15 protein-coding genes and 2 pseudogenes are annotated in these 14,143 nt (G+C 69.0%); 9 read left to right on the top strand and 8 right to left on the bottom strand.

Annotation, left to right across the window (positions count from 1 at the left end; all coding sequences use genetic code 11):
• Nucleotides 1-91: 91 nt before the first annotated feature.
• From ACFV9H_RS16055 to ACFV9H_RS16040, 4 genes and pseudogenes are all read right to left on the bottom strand, one after another.
• The gene (locus tag ACFV9H_RS16055) at nucleotides 92-598 is read right to left on the bottom strand and encodes a DinB family protein (RefSeq protein WP_385398138.1); all 507 of its coding nucleotides are present in this window, start codon (nucleotides 596-598) and stop codon (nucleotides 92-94) included.
• A gap of 48 nt (nucleotides 599-646) precedes the next feature.
• Nucleotides 647-864: pseudogene (locus ACFV9H_RS16050) on the bottom strand (IS110 family transposase); the annotation flags it as partial.
• A 173-nt stretch (nucleotides 865-1,037) separates the two neighbouring features.
• The gene (locus tag ACFV9H_RS16045) at nucleotides 1,038-1,538 is read right to left on the bottom strand and encodes a hypothetical protein (RefSeq protein WP_385398136.1); all 501 of its coding nucleotides are present in this window, start codon (nucleotides 1,536-1,538) and stop codon (nucleotides 1,038-1,040) included.
• Between the two features lie 165 nt (nucleotides 1,539-1,703).
• Nucleotides 1,704-1,883 (bottom strand): hypothetical protein, encoded by a 180-nt coding sequence (locus ACFV9H_RS16040; RefSeq protein WP_385398135.1) that lies wholly within the window; start codon nucleotides 1,881-1,883, stop codon nucleotides 1,704-1,706.
• A gap of 282 nt (nucleotides 1,884-2,165) precedes the next feature.
• On the opposite strand from ACFV9H_RS16040, the gene ACFV9H_RS16035 reads away from it, so the two are divergent.
• From ACFV9H_RS16035 to ACFV9H_RS16010, 6 genes are all read left to right on the top strand, one after another.
• The gene (locus tag ACFV9H_RS16035; RefSeq protein WP_385398134.1) at nucleotides 2,166-2,693 is read left to right on the top strand and encodes a hypothetical protein; all 528 of its coding nucleotides are present in this window, start codon (nucleotides 2,166-2,168) and stop codon (nucleotides 2,691-2,693) included.
• A 460-nt stretch (nucleotides 2,694-3,153) separates the two neighbouring features.
• Nucleotides 3,154-3,561 (top strand): hypothetical protein, encoded by a 408-nt coding sequence (locus ACFV9H_RS16030; protein ID WP_385398133.1) that lies wholly within the window; start codon nucleotides 3,154-3,156, stop codon nucleotides 3,559-3,561.
• Between the two features lie 680 nt (nucleotides 3,562-4,241).
• Nucleotides 4,242-5,144, top strand: coding sequence for an ATP-binding cassette domain-containing protein (locus ACFV9H_RS16025; RefSeq protein ID WP_385398131.1), 903 nt, complete (start codon nucleotides 4,242-4,244; stop codon nucleotides 5,142-5,144).
• A 1-nt stretch (nucleotide 5,145) separates the two neighbouring features.
• The gene (locus ACFV9H_RS16020) at nucleotides 5,146-5,928 is read left to right on the top strand and encodes an ABC transporter permease (RefSeq protein WP_385398129.1); all 783 of its coding nucleotides are present in this window, start codon (nucleotides 5,146-5,148) and stop codon (nucleotides 5,926-5,928) included.
• 71 nt (nucleotides 5,929-5,999) lie between these two features.
• The gene (locus tag ACFV9H_RS16015; RefSeq protein ID WP_385398127.1) at nucleotides 6,000-7,259 is read left to right on the top strand and encodes a sensor histidine kinase; all 1,260 of its coding nucleotides are present in this window, start codon (nucleotides 6,000-6,002) and stop codon (nucleotides 7,257-7,259) included.
• Nucleotides 7,252-7,905, top strand: coding sequence for a response regulator (locus ACFV9H_RS16010; RefSeq protein WP_385398125.1), 654 nt, complete (start codon nucleotides 7,252-7,254; stop codon nucleotides 7,903-7,905). Before ACFV9H_RS16015 ends, ACFV9H_RS16010 begins: the two co-directional genes overlap by 8 nt.
• 413 nt (nucleotides 7,906-8,318) lie before the next feature.
• On the opposite strand, the gene ACFV9H_RS16005 is transcribed toward ACFV9H_RS16010, so the two are convergent.
• Together ACFV9H_RS16005 and ACFV9H_RS16000 are read right to left on the bottom strand one after the other, a co-directional pair.
• Nucleotides 8,319-9,815 (bottom strand): IMP dehydrogenase, encoded by a 1,497-nt coding sequence (locus tag ACFV9H_RS16005; protein WP_385398123.1) that lies wholly within the window; start codon nucleotides 9,813-9,815, stop codon nucleotides 8,319-8,321.
• A gap of 209 nt (nucleotides 9,816-10,024) precedes the next feature.
• Nucleotides 10,025-10,435, bottom strand: a complete 411-nt coding sequence (locus ACFV9H_RS16000; protein ID WP_385398121.1) for a hypothetical protein — start codon at nucleotides 10,433-10,435, stop codon at nucleotides 10,025-10,027.
• 227 nt (nucleotides 10,436-10,662) lie between these two features.
• Between ACFV9H_RS16000 and ACFV9H_RS15995 the strand changes: the two are divergent.
• Nucleotides 10,663-10,743, top strand: a pseudogene (locus tag ACFV9H_RS15995) (HNH endonuclease); the annotation flags it as partial.
• 72 nt (nucleotides 10,744-10,815) lie between these two features.
• Here the strand turns inward: ACFV9H_RS15995 and ACFV9H_RS15990 are convergent.
• Nucleotides 10,816-11,325: a hypothetical protein gene (locus ACFV9H_RS15990; RefSeq protein WP_385398150.1), complete on the bottom strand. Its 510-nt coding sequence runs from the start codon at nucleotides 11,323-11,325 to the stop codon at nucleotides 10,816-10,818.
• Between the two features lie 1,013 nt (nucleotides 11,326-12,338).
• Here ACFV9H_RS15990 and ACFV9H_RS15985 point away from each other — a divergent pair.
• The gene (locus tag ACFV9H_RS15985; protein ID WP_385398119.1) at nucleotides 12,339-12,635 is read left to right on the top strand and encodes a hypothetical protein; all 297 of its coding nucleotides are present in this window, start codon (nucleotides 12,339-12,341) and stop codon (nucleotides 12,633-12,635) included.
• Nucleotides 12,636-12,780: 145 nt separating this feature from the next.
• On the opposite strand, the gene ACFV9H_RS15980 is transcribed toward ACFV9H_RS15985, so the two are convergent.
• Nucleotides 12,781-13,407 (bottom strand): hypothetical protein, encoded by a 627-nt coding sequence (locus ACFV9H_RS15980; protein WP_385398117.1) that lies wholly within the window; start codon nucleotides 13,405-13,407, stop codon nucleotides 12,781-12,783.
• Between the two features lie 125 nt (nucleotides 13,408-13,532).
• Between ACFV9H_RS15980 and ACFV9H_RS15975 the strand changes: the two genes are divergently transcribed.
• Nucleotides 13,533-13,817 (top strand): hypothetical protein, encoded by a 285-nt coding sequence (locus ACFV9H_RS15975; RefSeq protein ID WP_385398115.1) that lies wholly within the window; start codon nucleotides 13,533-13,535, stop codon nucleotides 13,815-13,817.
• The last annotated feature ends 326 nt before the right edge of the window (nucleotides 13,818-14,143 follow it).

Raw genomic sequence — 14,143 nt, 5'->3', positions numbered from 1 at the left:
GCGCAAGTACGTCCAGTACGAGCCGCGGTCCTCCGCCTTGCGATGCACCGCACCGAACACCGCGCCCCGGCAAACCTTTCCGGCCACAGCACTAGCCGCCGGTCGTGCCGTCGAGCATCTCGCGCAGGATGTCCAGGTGGCCGTTGTGGCGGGCTGTCTCCTCGGTGAGGTGGAGGAGGATCCAGCGCAGGTCGACGTGGAGGCCGTCGCGGACGGCTCGCTTGGCCTGGTCGTCCAGACGGTTCCCGGCGACCAGTTCGCGGTAGCGGGCGCTTTGTTCGGCGTATTCGTCGAGCAACTGCGCGAGCGGGAAGTCGACGGCGATGCGCATCTCGCGGTCGGGGTCTTCCTCGGTCCAGGGGCCCCGGTCTTCCTCGCCGAGGAAGACCACCTGGAACCAGTAGTACTCGACCCAGCGGAGGTGGTTGATCACTCCGCTCATGGTCATCAGCGGTGAGCCCGGCAGGAGCGCCTTGCGAGCGTTCTCCGCCGACACGCCGGCGCACTTGGCGCGGGCGGTGTCACGTGTGTAGTCGAGAAACGTGGTGAGCTGGGTGCGCTCGTCCCACGCGGCCGGCGTGTCGTCGATTCTGGTCATCGCGCGAAGCGTCCCCGATCAACGCGACCGATGTCGAGGCATTTATGTGACGGTCTGCTCGTCCAACGCGACGAAGAGGTCTTCGACCAGCCGCTCGGCCATCCTCGGTGCCGTTGGCCTCAGCAGGGTGACCAACCGCCCCCTGCCGGCCTTGCGGATCCGGGCCGGTGCCCGAATCGTTCCGGCAACGCGAGGACGGCCGGGTGCTGCAACCTCGGCTCGAGAACCCGTTCCAGCGACGGGTGGAATTGCCTCAGCAGGCCGGGCAGACATTGCCCCAACCGCGTCTCGTCTCAGGATGCCGGCCGGCCTACGACCATGATGCGGTCGCGGAGTTGACTCTCCGCCCAATCCAGATCGACCCACAGGTCCACCCATACCCGGTCCTTCCGTATGTCCGGCATGTCGAGTGGCGCCGAGACCCACGTGAAGACACCAGTCAGAATCTCCGCTCGCGCTCGGGAGCCGTCACGGACAACGCGAAGGACAGCGCGAGGCCGGCCCGGGTGATGATCATCTGGTCCTGGTGGTCGGGTCTGACCCGGCCCCCGGTGAGGTATCGGGGCTCGTCGAGGATCTTGAGCCATTCCAGGACCGCGCCCGGGACTTGCTCGCTCAGGCAGCCGGCGATGGAGTCCCGTACGGCTGCCGCCGGGTCTCCCAGCCAGTCGAGCCAATGTTTGCTCTCGGTGAGCTTCGCGAAGTCGTCCGTGGGCGGAGGCCCGTAGTTCGGATTCTTCTCGAACGCGCCGGTCAGCTTTCCGTCGGCGCCGACGAGCCACGCGCCGCGGATTGCCTCTGTGGGGACGAAGCCGTCGGCCTGGCTGACGTAGTCGGCGTCGATCTCCGCGACGGATCCCCCCGGATTTTCCGCCGCTGCCGCCACGAGTTCGGGAGGATGCGACACCGTCCCGCGTTCGCGTCTGAAGAAGTCCCTCACGCCGTTCGCCCTCCCGCTCGCCGAGGACGGCCCGTCGAGGTGCGGCCGTTGCCATATGACGCGGGAATGCTCGCACGGCGACGCCCCGGGCAGGCAGCGTACCGGCGGATTCCGGACGCCCGAACTCGTGATGCGCACGCCGACCTTTGCCGGCGGGCGGCATTGTCACGGCGCGTTCGTATGGGCTCGGGCCAGGCGGGCCAGGCGGGCCAGGCGGGCCAGGCGGGCCAGGATGTGGGCGGGCCTCGTAGAAGGCCTGGCGGCGGGCTGCGGGTCCGGTGCGGTCGGGAGCGCCGTTGGTTCCCGGAATCCGTTGCGCACCTCGTCGTTCCTCTGAAATGCCATGCGGATCATCCAGGCCGCCCTCGGTTTCCCCCACCAGGTGCGCCCCCTCTACCTGGGCCGAGGGCTGTCGCGTCGTTGACAGCGTGGTCGCCCCGTGCGAGAAAGGCCATATCTGGCAGTTCGCTCGCCCGAGGCCACCTGGCCGGGGGTGCGGGGCTGTCTGTGCTCTCGCCGCGCCGTCCTCGGCGTGCGGTGAACCGCCTCCTCTGGCGCTGACTTCCGCAGCCGCATCAGCGCCCAAGAGCCATCTGAACGACGACGACGGGAATCCCGATGACCCTGATGCCCGGATCGCGTGTGCCCGGACGGACCTGGTCCGTCCGGCTCACCGGCCATGCCGATCACACGGTGTCCGTCACCTGCAGCACCGAGGCCTGCCGCATGCCGGCACGTTCGAAGGACACCATGACCCTGCGGCGCTTCGCCGCCGAACACATCAAGGCCCACGCCCGGCTCGCCGTGGTCCGCCCCAACGCCGCCTGCTCCTGCCAGGCCGCACAGTGCGTGTTCCACGAGACCAACGTCCAGTGCAGCGGACCCACGCTCCTCGTCCTCGTGCACAACCCGGCCGTGGGACAGGTCTGGACTCTGGCCGAGGTGTGCCAGACCTGCGCCTCGCAGATCCCCCACATCTCCATCCTCGCGCGAGCGCAGAGCCCGGCCCGCGCGGGTGCGTCACCGGCCAACGCGGCCGCGCCGCCGGCAGCCCGGTCTGCGGTCCCGGGCGGGTTCTCCTCCCCCCAGGCCGCTCCCGAAGAGCCCGTGGGCCGACGCCGTCCCCGCCGTCCGGGGCCACGCCGCGTGGCGTGAAGAGAACCGGCGCCACCGAGACCCAGGCCGCCCTGACCTGAATTGGTGGGCGGGGCTGCGGGCGGCGTGCTTCGGTCCTGGCCGGCCGGGGCTTGTTGTCCGTGCCGGGGTGTGAGGCTGTGGTCTGCGGCTGTGATGCCGTCGAGTACGCAGCGAGCGACGGGGAGAGCGTGGCGATGGTGAGCTACCGGGTGAGGTGGGTGCGAGTCCAGGACGGCAGGCGAATGGTCGTGAAGGTGAAGCCCGGCCTGTAGCCCGGGGCCCGTGCCGCCACGGTGGTCGGGGGAAGGAGGCCGAGGTGTGCACGGTGAATCACCAGGCGGCGGCCGTGGCCGCGATCGCGGATCTGAGAGCGGCGCACCCGCACCTGGCGGGGGATCCCGCCTCGCATCCCGCGTTGGCAGGATGTGACGAGGTCTTATGGCCGGCGCTGCCCGGGGGCGCGGAGGGTGTCCCGGCCGTGTTGCACGGCCTGGTGGATCCCGACGCTTCCGAGGCCGCGGAACAGGCACTGAGCTGGCTCGTGATGGCGGGACCGATGCGCATCAGCACGGTGATGCCGGCGGTCCTGCCCTTCCTGCTCCGACTCACGGCCGATCCCACAGTGCCTTGCCGGGACAAGCTCTTCGACCTGGTCCTGGTGGCGGCAGCCCTGTCCGAACCGGTCGACCCCGACAACCCGTGGGACCTGGCCATCAGTGGCCCCGAAGCAGAGCACCCCGAGCGATCCCTGTGCCGGGCGGCGTTCGAAGCGAACGCGCAGTGGGTGCGACGGCTGCTGACGGATGACCGACTCCCGGCGGGCGAGCCGCTGGGTGAGGACGAACGCGCCACGCTGCTGCGGGCCGCCGGACTGCCGCCCGCCTGACCAAGCAGCCGCTCGCACGCACCGGATCGGCCGCGTTGGTGGGTTCCTGCCGCTCTCCTGCAGCGTGCCGCCAAGCGGGCGCATTGGGCCCCGGAGCGCAGCCGGCCGGTCGCCGGAATCCTGCCGCTCCTATGCCGAGCCGAGGGGGCCAGGATCTGCTCGGGTTCACCGAGGCGGATCTGAGCGAACAAGCTGCCGCGATCAGCACCGGCGAGCCATACATCCTGCGGGTCGCCGTAAGTGGCCAATGCCTGATGAACGGCCAGGCTGGTGAGATAGACCATCAGCTGGTTGTGGCCGAGTAGCAAGCGACGAGCAAGGCGGCCCCGCCGTGGTTGACATCCACCGCCCAGAGAAAGTCCTCAGCGATACCAGTACGTCACGGCCCAGATCTGGGGCACGCTCACCTCCGCAGGCTCGTCGTGCAACTGCAGTCCTCTGGTCCGACGCCCCACGACGACTCGGCTGCCAATTGGGAATCCGGGACCAGGCCCGATCCACAGACGACCGCAGCGGACACCCAATCGGCAGCCACCGCTGTAGCAGGTCATTTGAAACGATCAGTACGCGTCCGCGTGTACGGCGGATCCCGGCGTACCCCGCCATCAACCGATCGGATGATGGCGCTTCGGGCGCGATGGGCGATGTCCTGCGCCCCCGTGGGACGCGAGCATCGAAGCATGTCAGTCATCGAAGTCAGTGGCCTGCGCAAGGCCTACGGGGGCAGGACCGTAGTCGACGGTGTCGACTTCGTCGTCGAGGAGGGTGAGATCTTCGGGATCCTCGGACCCAACGGTGCGGGCAAGACCACCACCGTCGAATGCGTCGAGGGCCTACGGGTCCCCGACGCCGGCAGGGTACGGGTCGCGGGCCTCGACCCGATCGCCGACCGCGACCGGGTCACCCAGCTCCTGGGAGCACAGCTTCAGGAGAGCGAGCTGCAGGCCAAACTCACGGTGCAGGAGGCGCTGGAGCTCTACAGCGCCTTCTACCGCAAGCCCGCTGACTGGCGGCAACTCGCTGCGCGCCTCGGCCTGACCGACCAGCTGGGCGCGCGCTTCGGCAAGCTGAGCGGCGGCCAGAAGCAGCGCCTGTTCATCGCGCTCGCCCTGGTCGGCAACCCCAGGGTCGTCGTCCTCGACGAACTCACCACCGGGCTCGACCCGCGTGCTCGTCGTGACACCTGGCAGCTGATCGAGGAAGTCAGGGACTCGGGTGTCGCGGTCGTGCTCGTCACGCACTTCATGGAGGAGGCGCAGCGCCTCTGTGACCGGATCGCGGTCATCGACAAGGGGCGGGTCGCGGCGCTCGACACCCCGGCGGGCCTGATCGGCCGGGCCGCGAGCTCGACCGTCATGTCCTTCACGCCCTCGCAGCCGCTCGATGAACGGGAGCTCGCGGAGCTGCCCGGCGTGGCCTCCGTACAGGAGACGGACCGCAAGCTCGTCATCAGCGGCACCGACGAAGCCGTGGGCGCCGTTCTGTCGCTGCTCGGCAGGCACCACATCACCGCGGGCCGACTTCGTGTCGCGGACGCCACCTTGGACGATGTGTTCATCGGCCTCACCACGCAGGAGGCCTGACATGTCTGCCGCCGCCCCGGCCGCCCCCGCCGATGCCACCAGGTCCGGCGCCTCCGCGGCCGTACTCCGTTCGGAGACGCGGCTCTTCTGCCGCGAGCCCGCCGTGCTCTTCTGGATCATCGCGTTTCCCAGCCTGCTGCTCACGATCCTCGGGCTGGTCCCGTCCTTCCGGGAGGCGGACGAGGCGCTCGGCGGGCGCCGGGGGATCGATCTGTACGTCCCCGTGGCCGTACTCCTGTCCGTGATCGTGTCGGGCGCACAGACCATGCCGGGGGTCCTCACCGGTTACCGCGAGCGCGGAATCCTGCGCCGGCTGTCCACCACCCCCGCTGGCCCCAAGTCCCTGCTCGCCGCACAGATCGTGCTGCACGGAGCGGCGATCCTGCTCTCTGTGCTCCTCGCGGTCACAATAGGCCGGCTCGCCTTCGACGTCGCGCTACCGAAGCAGCTCCCCGGCTATGCCCTGGCGATCGTCCTGACCGTCCTGGCCGGGCTGGCACTCGGCGCCACCATCTCCGCACTCTCCCGCACCGCGAAGATCGCGCAGACCATCGGGACGGTCGTGTTCTTCCCGATGATGTTCACCGCCGGCGTCTACGCTCCCGTACAGACCATGCCCGGCCTGCTCAGGGACATCGTCGAGCTGACGCCGCTCGGTGCAGCGTCCCAAGCGCTCGACCAGGCTGCCGCCGGTGACTGGCCCACCTGGTCGCATCTCGCGGTCACCGGTCTGTGGGCGGTGCCGCTGATCGGCGCCGCGGTCCGCTGGTTCCGCTGGGAGTGATCGTGCAAGGCGAGGTCGGCGAGACCGGCTCCCGGCTGGGCGAACGAGGCATCTTTGACACCATGCCCACCATGAGCACTGTGACGAGCCAGACGCCCAGCGCCGAGGAACGGTGGGGGAAGTTCTACCGCTGGGGTCCGTACGGGCTGCTCGCCCTCGCCACGGTAATCGCTGCGGCCACCGCGACCGTCTTCATGTCACGCGGCGAGACGTACACGGCCGGAGCGCTCGTCGTGGCCGCGTACGTACTCCAGTTGTGGTGGGGCCGGATGAAGTCCGGGCTGCCCGAGCACTCCCCGGCGGGATGTCGCTACTACGCCGTGCGCACCGCGATCGCCTTCGTCCTGACCTGGCTGAACCCGCTCTTCTCGATCTATGCGGTGATCGGCTACTTCGACGCCGCCCATCTGCTGCCACCGCGCCGGGTCAAAGCCGGACTGCTGGTGACCGCCGTCACCATGGCGGGCTCGCAGTCCGGCGGGCTGCCTCCCGAGTCCGCGACCGTCTGGATCCTCTTCGGGGTGATCTTCGCGCTCCATGCCGCACTGGTCATGATCTTCGGCAGCCTCGGCGAGAAGGAGGCCGAGGAAGCCAGGGCCAAGTCCGTCACCCTGGCCGAACTGGAACGGACCAACGCCCGCCTGGAACAGGCCCTCGCGGAGAACGCCGGCCTCCACACCCAACTCCTGCTCCAGGCACGGGAAGCGGGAGTGGACGACGAACGACGCCGGATCGCGGCAGAGATCCACGACACCATCGCCCAGGGGCTCACCGGAATCATCACCCAGCTCCAGGTGGTCACCGCGACCGAGGACCCGGCCGTGGCCCGCGAGCACCTCGAACGCGCACAGGCCCTGGCCCGGCAGAGCCTCGGCGAGGCCCGCCGCTCGGTGCACGACCTCAGCCCCGGCGCCCTTGAGCACGACGCCCTGCACGATGCCCTGGAGAAAACCGTCACCGAATGGTCCGCACGGGCAGGTGTACGGGCCGAGTTCACCGCCACCGGTACCGTCGAGCCCCTCCACGACGAGATCGAGGCCACGCTCCTGCGGATCGCCCAGGAAGCCCTCTCCAACACCGCCCGACACGCCCGCGCCACCCGCGTCGGCGTCACCCTCTCCTACATGGACGACGAGGTCACCTTGGACGTACGCGACGACGGCCGCGGCTTCGATCCGCTCACCCTGCCCCCGCGCACCGCATCGGGTGGCTTCGGACTCGGCGGGATGCGCGCCCGCGCCGAACGCCTCGCGGGGAGCGTCGACATCGAGTCCGAGCCGGGCAACGGCACCGCGATCTCCGCCCACGTACCCTTGATACGCAATGACTGACCGAACGATCACCCTCATCATTGTCGACGACCATCCCGTCGTACGAGACGGACTACGTGGCATGTTCGAATCCGCCCCGGGCTTCGAGGTCCTGGGCGAGGCCTCGAACGGCGTCGAGGCCGTGGAGCTGGCCGGCCGCCTCGACCCGGACGTCGTCCTGATGGATCTGCGGATGCCGCGCGGCGGCGGAGTCGAGGCAATCGCCGAACTCGCCCGTAGGGGAGCCCGGAGCAAGGTCCTGGTCCTCACCACGTACGACACGGACTCCGACACCCTCCCCGCGATCGAGGCGGGCGCCACCGGCTACCTCCTCAAGGACGCCCCGCGCGAAGACCTCTTCACGGCGGTACACGCCGCCGCCGACGGCCGCACGGTCCTGTCCCCGGCCGTCGCGTCCCGTCTGGTCTCCCGGGTCCGCGCCCCGTCGGCCACCCGCGCCGCCCTGAGCGCCCGCGAGCGCGAAGTCCTCGTACTGGTCGCCAAGGGCACGGCGAACCGGGAGATCGCCCGTACCTTGTTCATCAGCGAGGCCACGGTCAAGACCCACCTCACGCACCTATACGCCAAACTGGGCGTCAACGACCGCGCGGCCGCGGTGGCTGCGGCGTACGACCGGGGAATCCTGGGCGATGCGCACCAGCACTGACCACGCCGGTTCGGCGAAACTGTTGATCCCGAAGGACCCGCCGATCGCCCCCATCCGCGCCGCGGGAGCAGAAGCCGGGTGCGCTGTGCCGGCCCCTGCCCAACGTCCGACCCTCAAGGACCCAGTCGTCACCATGTTGGGGAGGGAGACCACCTGGTGAGGCCAAGCCCCTGCGCCAATTCAGGGGAGGTGCTGCCGACAGCCCGGCAGCCCTGTGGTCGCCCACTGCTCAGCGGGTCTCTGCGTCGCCTGCTCGTGTGGATCCGGGGCTGCTGCGTGGCCGCGCGGCGTGCTCGTCGACGGCTGTCGCGCTGTGGGAGGGCAGTGCGGTCTTTACTGGCGGGAGGGGGTTGTTCCAACCATGAGCTGTTCCCCTCCGACCAGTAGTGCTCACGTCGGGACTCAGCAGCTTGTCAGGAGACCGTCGCCGGGGTGTCCCGCAGGGTGACGTTGGCGTGGCTCTCCTGGAAGCTCTGGTCTGAAACGAGGGTCAGCCGGGCCGTGGACTGGAACTCCGGCAGGGTATTGGAGCCGCAGGAGACCATCGTGGTCTTGAGCTTGGCGATGGTCAGGGCGAGACCTTCGTTGAGGTCGCCGGCGTACGGGACGTAGCCGTCCACGCCTTCCTCGAAGATCAGCCCCTGGCCTCCCTGGCCGTAGCGCTGCCAGTTGCGGGCCCGGTTCGAGCCCTCACCCCAGTACTCCTTGACGAAGCCCTCCCGGGTGGGCAGCTTCGCGCCGGCCGCCTGGTCGAAGCGTGCGAAGTAACGCCCCATCATGACGAAGTCGGCCCCCATCGCCAGCGCCAGGGCCACGTGGTAGTCGTGCACCAGCCCGCCATCGGAGCAGATCGGCACGTACTCGCCGGTGCGTTCGCGGAAGGCGTCCCGGGCCGCCGCGACGTCCAGCACCGCGCTGGCCTGGCCACGTCCGATGCCCTTCTGGTCCCGAGTGATGCAGATGGAGCCGCCGCCCACCCCGACCTTGACGAAGTCCGCCCCCGCCTCGGCGAGGAAGGTGAACGCCTCCCCGTCGACCACGTTCCCGCCGCCGACCGGGATCTCCGGATGGTGCTTCTTCACCCAGGACAGAGCCTGCGCCTGCCAGTCGCTGTAGCCGTCGGACGAGTCGAAGCACAACGCGTCCACGCCCGCCTCCAGCAGGGCCGGGACGCGCTCCTGATAGTCGTGGGTGTTGATACCTGCGCCCACACGCAGACGCTTGGCAGCGTCCACGACCTGGTTCGGGAAGCGCTTGTTGTCCGCGTAGTCGGAACGGAACACCAGATGCTGCAGGTGACCCTCGGTATCCAGCACCGGGAGGCAGTCCAGCCGTTCGTCCCACAGCCGTGCGTTGGCTTCGGAGAGCGTGATGTCGGGCCCGGCATGGGCCAGGTCGGCGACAGCGGTCATCCGGCCACTGACCGGTCCGTCCAGATCATGACGTTGGGGATGGAAGTCCCGGGAGGTCACCAGACCGAGCAGGCGGCCGGTGGCGGTCCCGTCGTGGGTGACCGCGGCGGTGCTGTGACCGGTGCGGCGCATGACATCGACCAGCAGGCTCAGGCTGTCGTCGGGGCGGACGTTGGTATCGCTGGTGACGAACCCGGCCTTGAAGTTCTTCACCTGGCGGACCGCTGCAGCCTGGTCCTGGATCGCCTGATTGTGGTGGAGGAAGCTGAAACCACCGTTTCGCGCAAGCGCGATCGCGAGATCGGGTGTGCTGACGGCCTGCATGATCGCGGACGTGAACGGGGACTGCAGCTCGATCGCCGACGCCTCGCCCGCGATGTGACGCACCAGGGGCGTGCGCAAGTCAACCGTTGCAGCCGAGCAGTCGGTCCGAGTCCGGTTCGGCAGGAGCAGAAACTCGTTGAACGTCCGTGAGACCTCGGCGATGATCTGTGCCACTTGTTCCTCCTGGCCCGTCGGCCGGGGCCCGACTGCCCCGCCGTGAGGACCGCCCCCTATCCCAGGGCACGGGCAGGCAGAGATCAGCCCGGCAGCCGTGGAGGTGCCACCAACTGCGGCAGAGCCCTGACCGGCCCGTTGATCGAACGGGGGTGCGGTCGTGATCTGGCACCTTATCGATCACACAGCCGCTGCACGAATCGTGGCCGTCACCGGCAGCCGCGGCCCTCGGGTGGTCGCTGCAGGTCCTCGGCCCCGGCCGCGAGGTACTCGGCCCAGTAGCGTCTGGCGTAGGCGACCCAGCGGAGCGCCGTGTGGCGGTGCATCCCGGTCACGTCGGCGAGGGTCGGGCTGGGGAGATCGGCAGCGAGAGCGGCGAGGGCTGCGTTGCGGGCGGTGCGAACCGGGATGCCGTGGCGGCCCAGTCTCTGGGTCAGTTGTTCGGCAAGGCGGCGAAGGAGCTTGGCGAGTCGTGGAGGCAGCAGCACGGGATGGCGGCCCAGGACGAGGTGGGCGTGCTTGTCGCCGAACTTGAGGTGCTCGGGCGCCAGATGACACCCGAGTCCGCAGGCACCCTCGGTGTCGTTCGAGCCAGTGATGGCGTCATACCTGTTGGACACACCATCCCGGCCCGCATTGCAGCTGAGCTGCACAAGCTTCTACGCACGCCTCGTGCACCACAGGTCTCCTCCAGGAATCCCGTAGCAACCTGCATGTGATGACTGCCGCCTGACCAGGTCTTAGAGGCGTAAGACGATGGTGCTTGCCATCTCCGGCGGGTGATCCGTGAGGCACGTCGGGCTCGCTGTGTCCGCTGGCTGCGGGACGCACTTCATCCGCTAGCGACGTGGACCACGTGCAGCCTCTCGCCCTCGGTGGCGAGGACGTGGGCAACAACGTGCAGACACTCTGCCGGGGCTGCCACAAGCTCAAGACTCGCGAGGATTCCGGGGCCGCAGGTGCGCCGTTCTGGAGACGCCCAACCGGCGAAGGCATGCCGTCAGAACCGGACTTCCGCACAGGCACGGCCCCGCGACTGCATGCCGCCACCGCTGTGTTCCCAGCCTTCGGCGCAGATTACCGAGCCGTTGGGGAGGTCACGTCCAACAGGCACGGTGTACTTCTGGTGATAACCCCAGAACCCCGACGGGCTGTTCTGGTCGATGCCGCCGCCCCAGACGTGGAAGTGCCCGGTGAAGTCACCGTTCCAGGTGGTCGACGCGCCGATCCGCTCGACGCGCAGCCCACTGCCCTCGACGTCGATACAGGTCCGTTGATTGCAACCGGTCGCGCCGGCGTTCGCAGCGGAGGGGAACGAGAGGGCCACACCCGCGAGGATGACAGCGGTAAGTGCGCGCTTCATGTTGTTCACACCTCGCCAACGATCTTGAATCGCCTGAGTAACGACTGGTCCACGGACACCGCCCATACCGGTCCTGACCAGACCCCGTGCGGGGCGGAAGAAGTGCGGCACGCTGTCTTCCGGTGGAGTCTGCTGCTTCTCGGACACACCAGTTTCCCCTTCTGCGGCCGGGCCTTGACGGCCTGTGCGCGATCTCGGCATGCCGGCCGTTCCCAAGTGACCTCCCGTGCCTCGAATGCCCCCCTTGTTCTGTCCCCGAGGTGGCCTCGGCTGTCCCGAGCCGGCGGACGCTTCGGACGGCGTCACGGTCTATGCCGGTCCGGGCGCCGTCCTTCGGCCGGTAGGCGGTGAACGACGGGACATCGCCGAAGTCGACTACCCCCGGGCCCGGGAGTTGCGGCCGTCCCGCTCTGCGACGGCACATGGCTCACCCACGACCAAGAGACCGTCCAGCGCTGGACGACCGCCTGACCCGAAACCACCTGCCGGCTGCGCGCCGTAGACGCCAGCGGAGGGGGGGGTGTTTTCATTGCTGGTGCATCGGCGAGTTGGTGGGCCATCAAGCACCGGTGGGGGCCTGGCTGTGGACCAGGCGCAGGGTGAGGCGCTGCCGCGGTACGCGGCGGTCTGTCTGCAAGCGAACCTAGCGTTCGAGCGGGCAGGCTGACGGGCAGAAACCCGCCCTGCGGTCCTTCGCCTGAGAGACCGCCTCTGACGACTCCAGAGCGGGCCGCCACCACGCGGGTGCCCGCCCTCCTGCGGGCCGGAGGGGCACGGCCTCGTACTCTTCGCTCATGCACCTCGGAAGATCCATAGCCTTGCTGATCGGCGCATCACTCCTGGTCAGCGCATGCTCGACCACGTCTGCCCCGCCCCATACGGACACAAGTGGCTCCCCGGCCGGGGCAGTGGCCACCTCTGCGCTGCCGGCAGCAGGTTCTCCCAGCGCGCGAGCCAAGCTGAGCGCTGCCGATCTGCAGGGCCGCTGGTGGACCTGGGCGGCTTCGAGTGTCAGTGACTCGAACCCTGTCTCAGATCAGGACGGCCACCTGTGCGCTCAGGGGCAGCCAGGCGGCATCTGGTTCCTGGCCGGCACCTTTGGCGGGACCGTGACGCGCTCGTGCACAGTGCCTGCAGCGGTGCCAGTAGCCTTCCCTCTGGTGAACCTCGTCGGTGAAGCAGGCGACTGCGCCGCGTTCATGACCTCGGCACAGGGAAGTGCCGTCCTCGACGGCCACGCTCTGGAACCCGAACGATACGAAGCGACAGCCGTGCAGATCAGTGCTGTGGAGGGCAATCCGCTCACCCAGGACGGGGGGCGCTTCCGTACCCAGGCCTGCGGCCTCTGGGTACAACTGGAACCGCTGGCACCTGGTAGCCACACACTGGGCATCAGGGGATCATCGGGATCCTTTGCCGTCTCCGTGGATTACAAGCTTCAGGTGTCGGCCGGCTGAAGAACAGCACGCGTTTTTGCCATTGATCTTGCTGGTCGGGCGGGTGCGCAGAGAGGTACGGTCGCTGTTCCTCGCGGCGCCCCGCGGCGCCCAGCAGTGCCGCGAGGGTGCCGTGGAGCCCGTAGTAGGCCCGAGGGTGAGGGGGTCAGGGCTTCATTTGCCCGTTGGTGTCTGAGCGGCGACCTCCGTACGAGGCAGTCAGGGCTTCGGCAACGGCGGCTGCATCTGCGTCCGCTACGTCTGCCGGGTATTCGGGCAGGAGGTCGTCCCAGACGGGCAGCCACGACCCGAACAGCTGGGCCTGTCCCTCGGGACGGGCGAAGAACCACACATGCAGGTGTGCGGCCCCGTCCCCGAACCGGTAGACGTGGGCTCGACAGATGTGGGGCAGCGCCTGCACGTGGCGGACGATGTGAGTGGTGAGCACGCCCAGCTCGGCGGCCAGCTCGTCGGGCAGATCGGCCATGTCGTAGTGGTCGCGTGGGTACAGCATCAGCACCAGTGGCACACCGGCGCCTGGTATCCGGGCCAGTCGCCAGCGGTCGTTGAGCCAGATGCCTTCGTTGCGGGAGTCGCACTCACCGCAGTCCGCCGGGTCTTCGCCGTGCCGCCGCGGCTCGGGCAGAACGGGCGGGCGGAGCGCGGACACGCGTAGTCCATCCGCCTCGAAGGGGCTGATGTCCCATCCGGTCATTCTTGCCAGCGGAAGCCGAAGCTCATCATCCGCAGCCGCACGTGCGTGGTCGTAGAACTCATCGGGTCGCAAGGCCATGATCGTAAGACTAGCCGTGCCTTGCAGGCTGCCGGCGGCCCGCCGGAATCAGCAGGTGTCAATGGCTCGTTGACTCTGCGCAGGCTGGGGGATTGTCAGCCGTCTGGTCTGGGCGTTTTCTGCCGGTGTACGCTGTCGCGGCCCGGTACCGGGGGCGTATCGAGGCGTACGAGCTGTGGCCGGTGGCGAACGACCACCGCTGCTACGTCGGGAGTGCGTCGACGCTGGTCGAGATGACCCGACGCGCGAGCCGCCTGATCAAGGCTGCGGCCGATCTGGCACTGCACCGTGCGGGAGCGCAGCCGCGGCTGTGGAACACCGACACGACGTACGCGATTCCGTTGGACGGCCGGCTGCCCCCGGCCAAGGCGCGCGACTACGCCGTCCGGTTCTTCCTGGTCGGCCTGTAGCGCGCAGCCTCAATCTCGAGCGCATGTACTTCTACAACTGGGGCGGCGGTCGGCTGCCGGCCGTTTTGCAGGCCGAAGGCTTGTCGCCGAAGGCCGCCGCGCCGGCCGCAGAGTAGTTTCAGGGCCGGCTCGCGCACGCGGACAGCCGGTCGTGCGGGCACGGGCCGGCGGTGAACCTGCCCGGGAACGTGTGGCAGCGCACCTTCTCCGAGCGCGAACCCGGCCGCGAAGGAAGGCTGGTGGTCCGCTGGACGGACGTCGGCACGGCCATGACCAGCGCCCCCGCGTAGGCGACGTGGGTGCGCCGGCTCGACGGGAGCCGATCA

It is taken from the genome of Streptomyces sp. NPDC059874, from assembly GCF_042731135.1.
Lineage (GTDB): Bacteria > Actinomycetota > Actinomycetes > Streptomycetales > Streptomycetaceae > Streptomyces.
The sequence above is the reverse complement of the archived record's forward strand: the minus strand, read 5'-3'. Positions and strand labels throughout refer to the sequence as shown.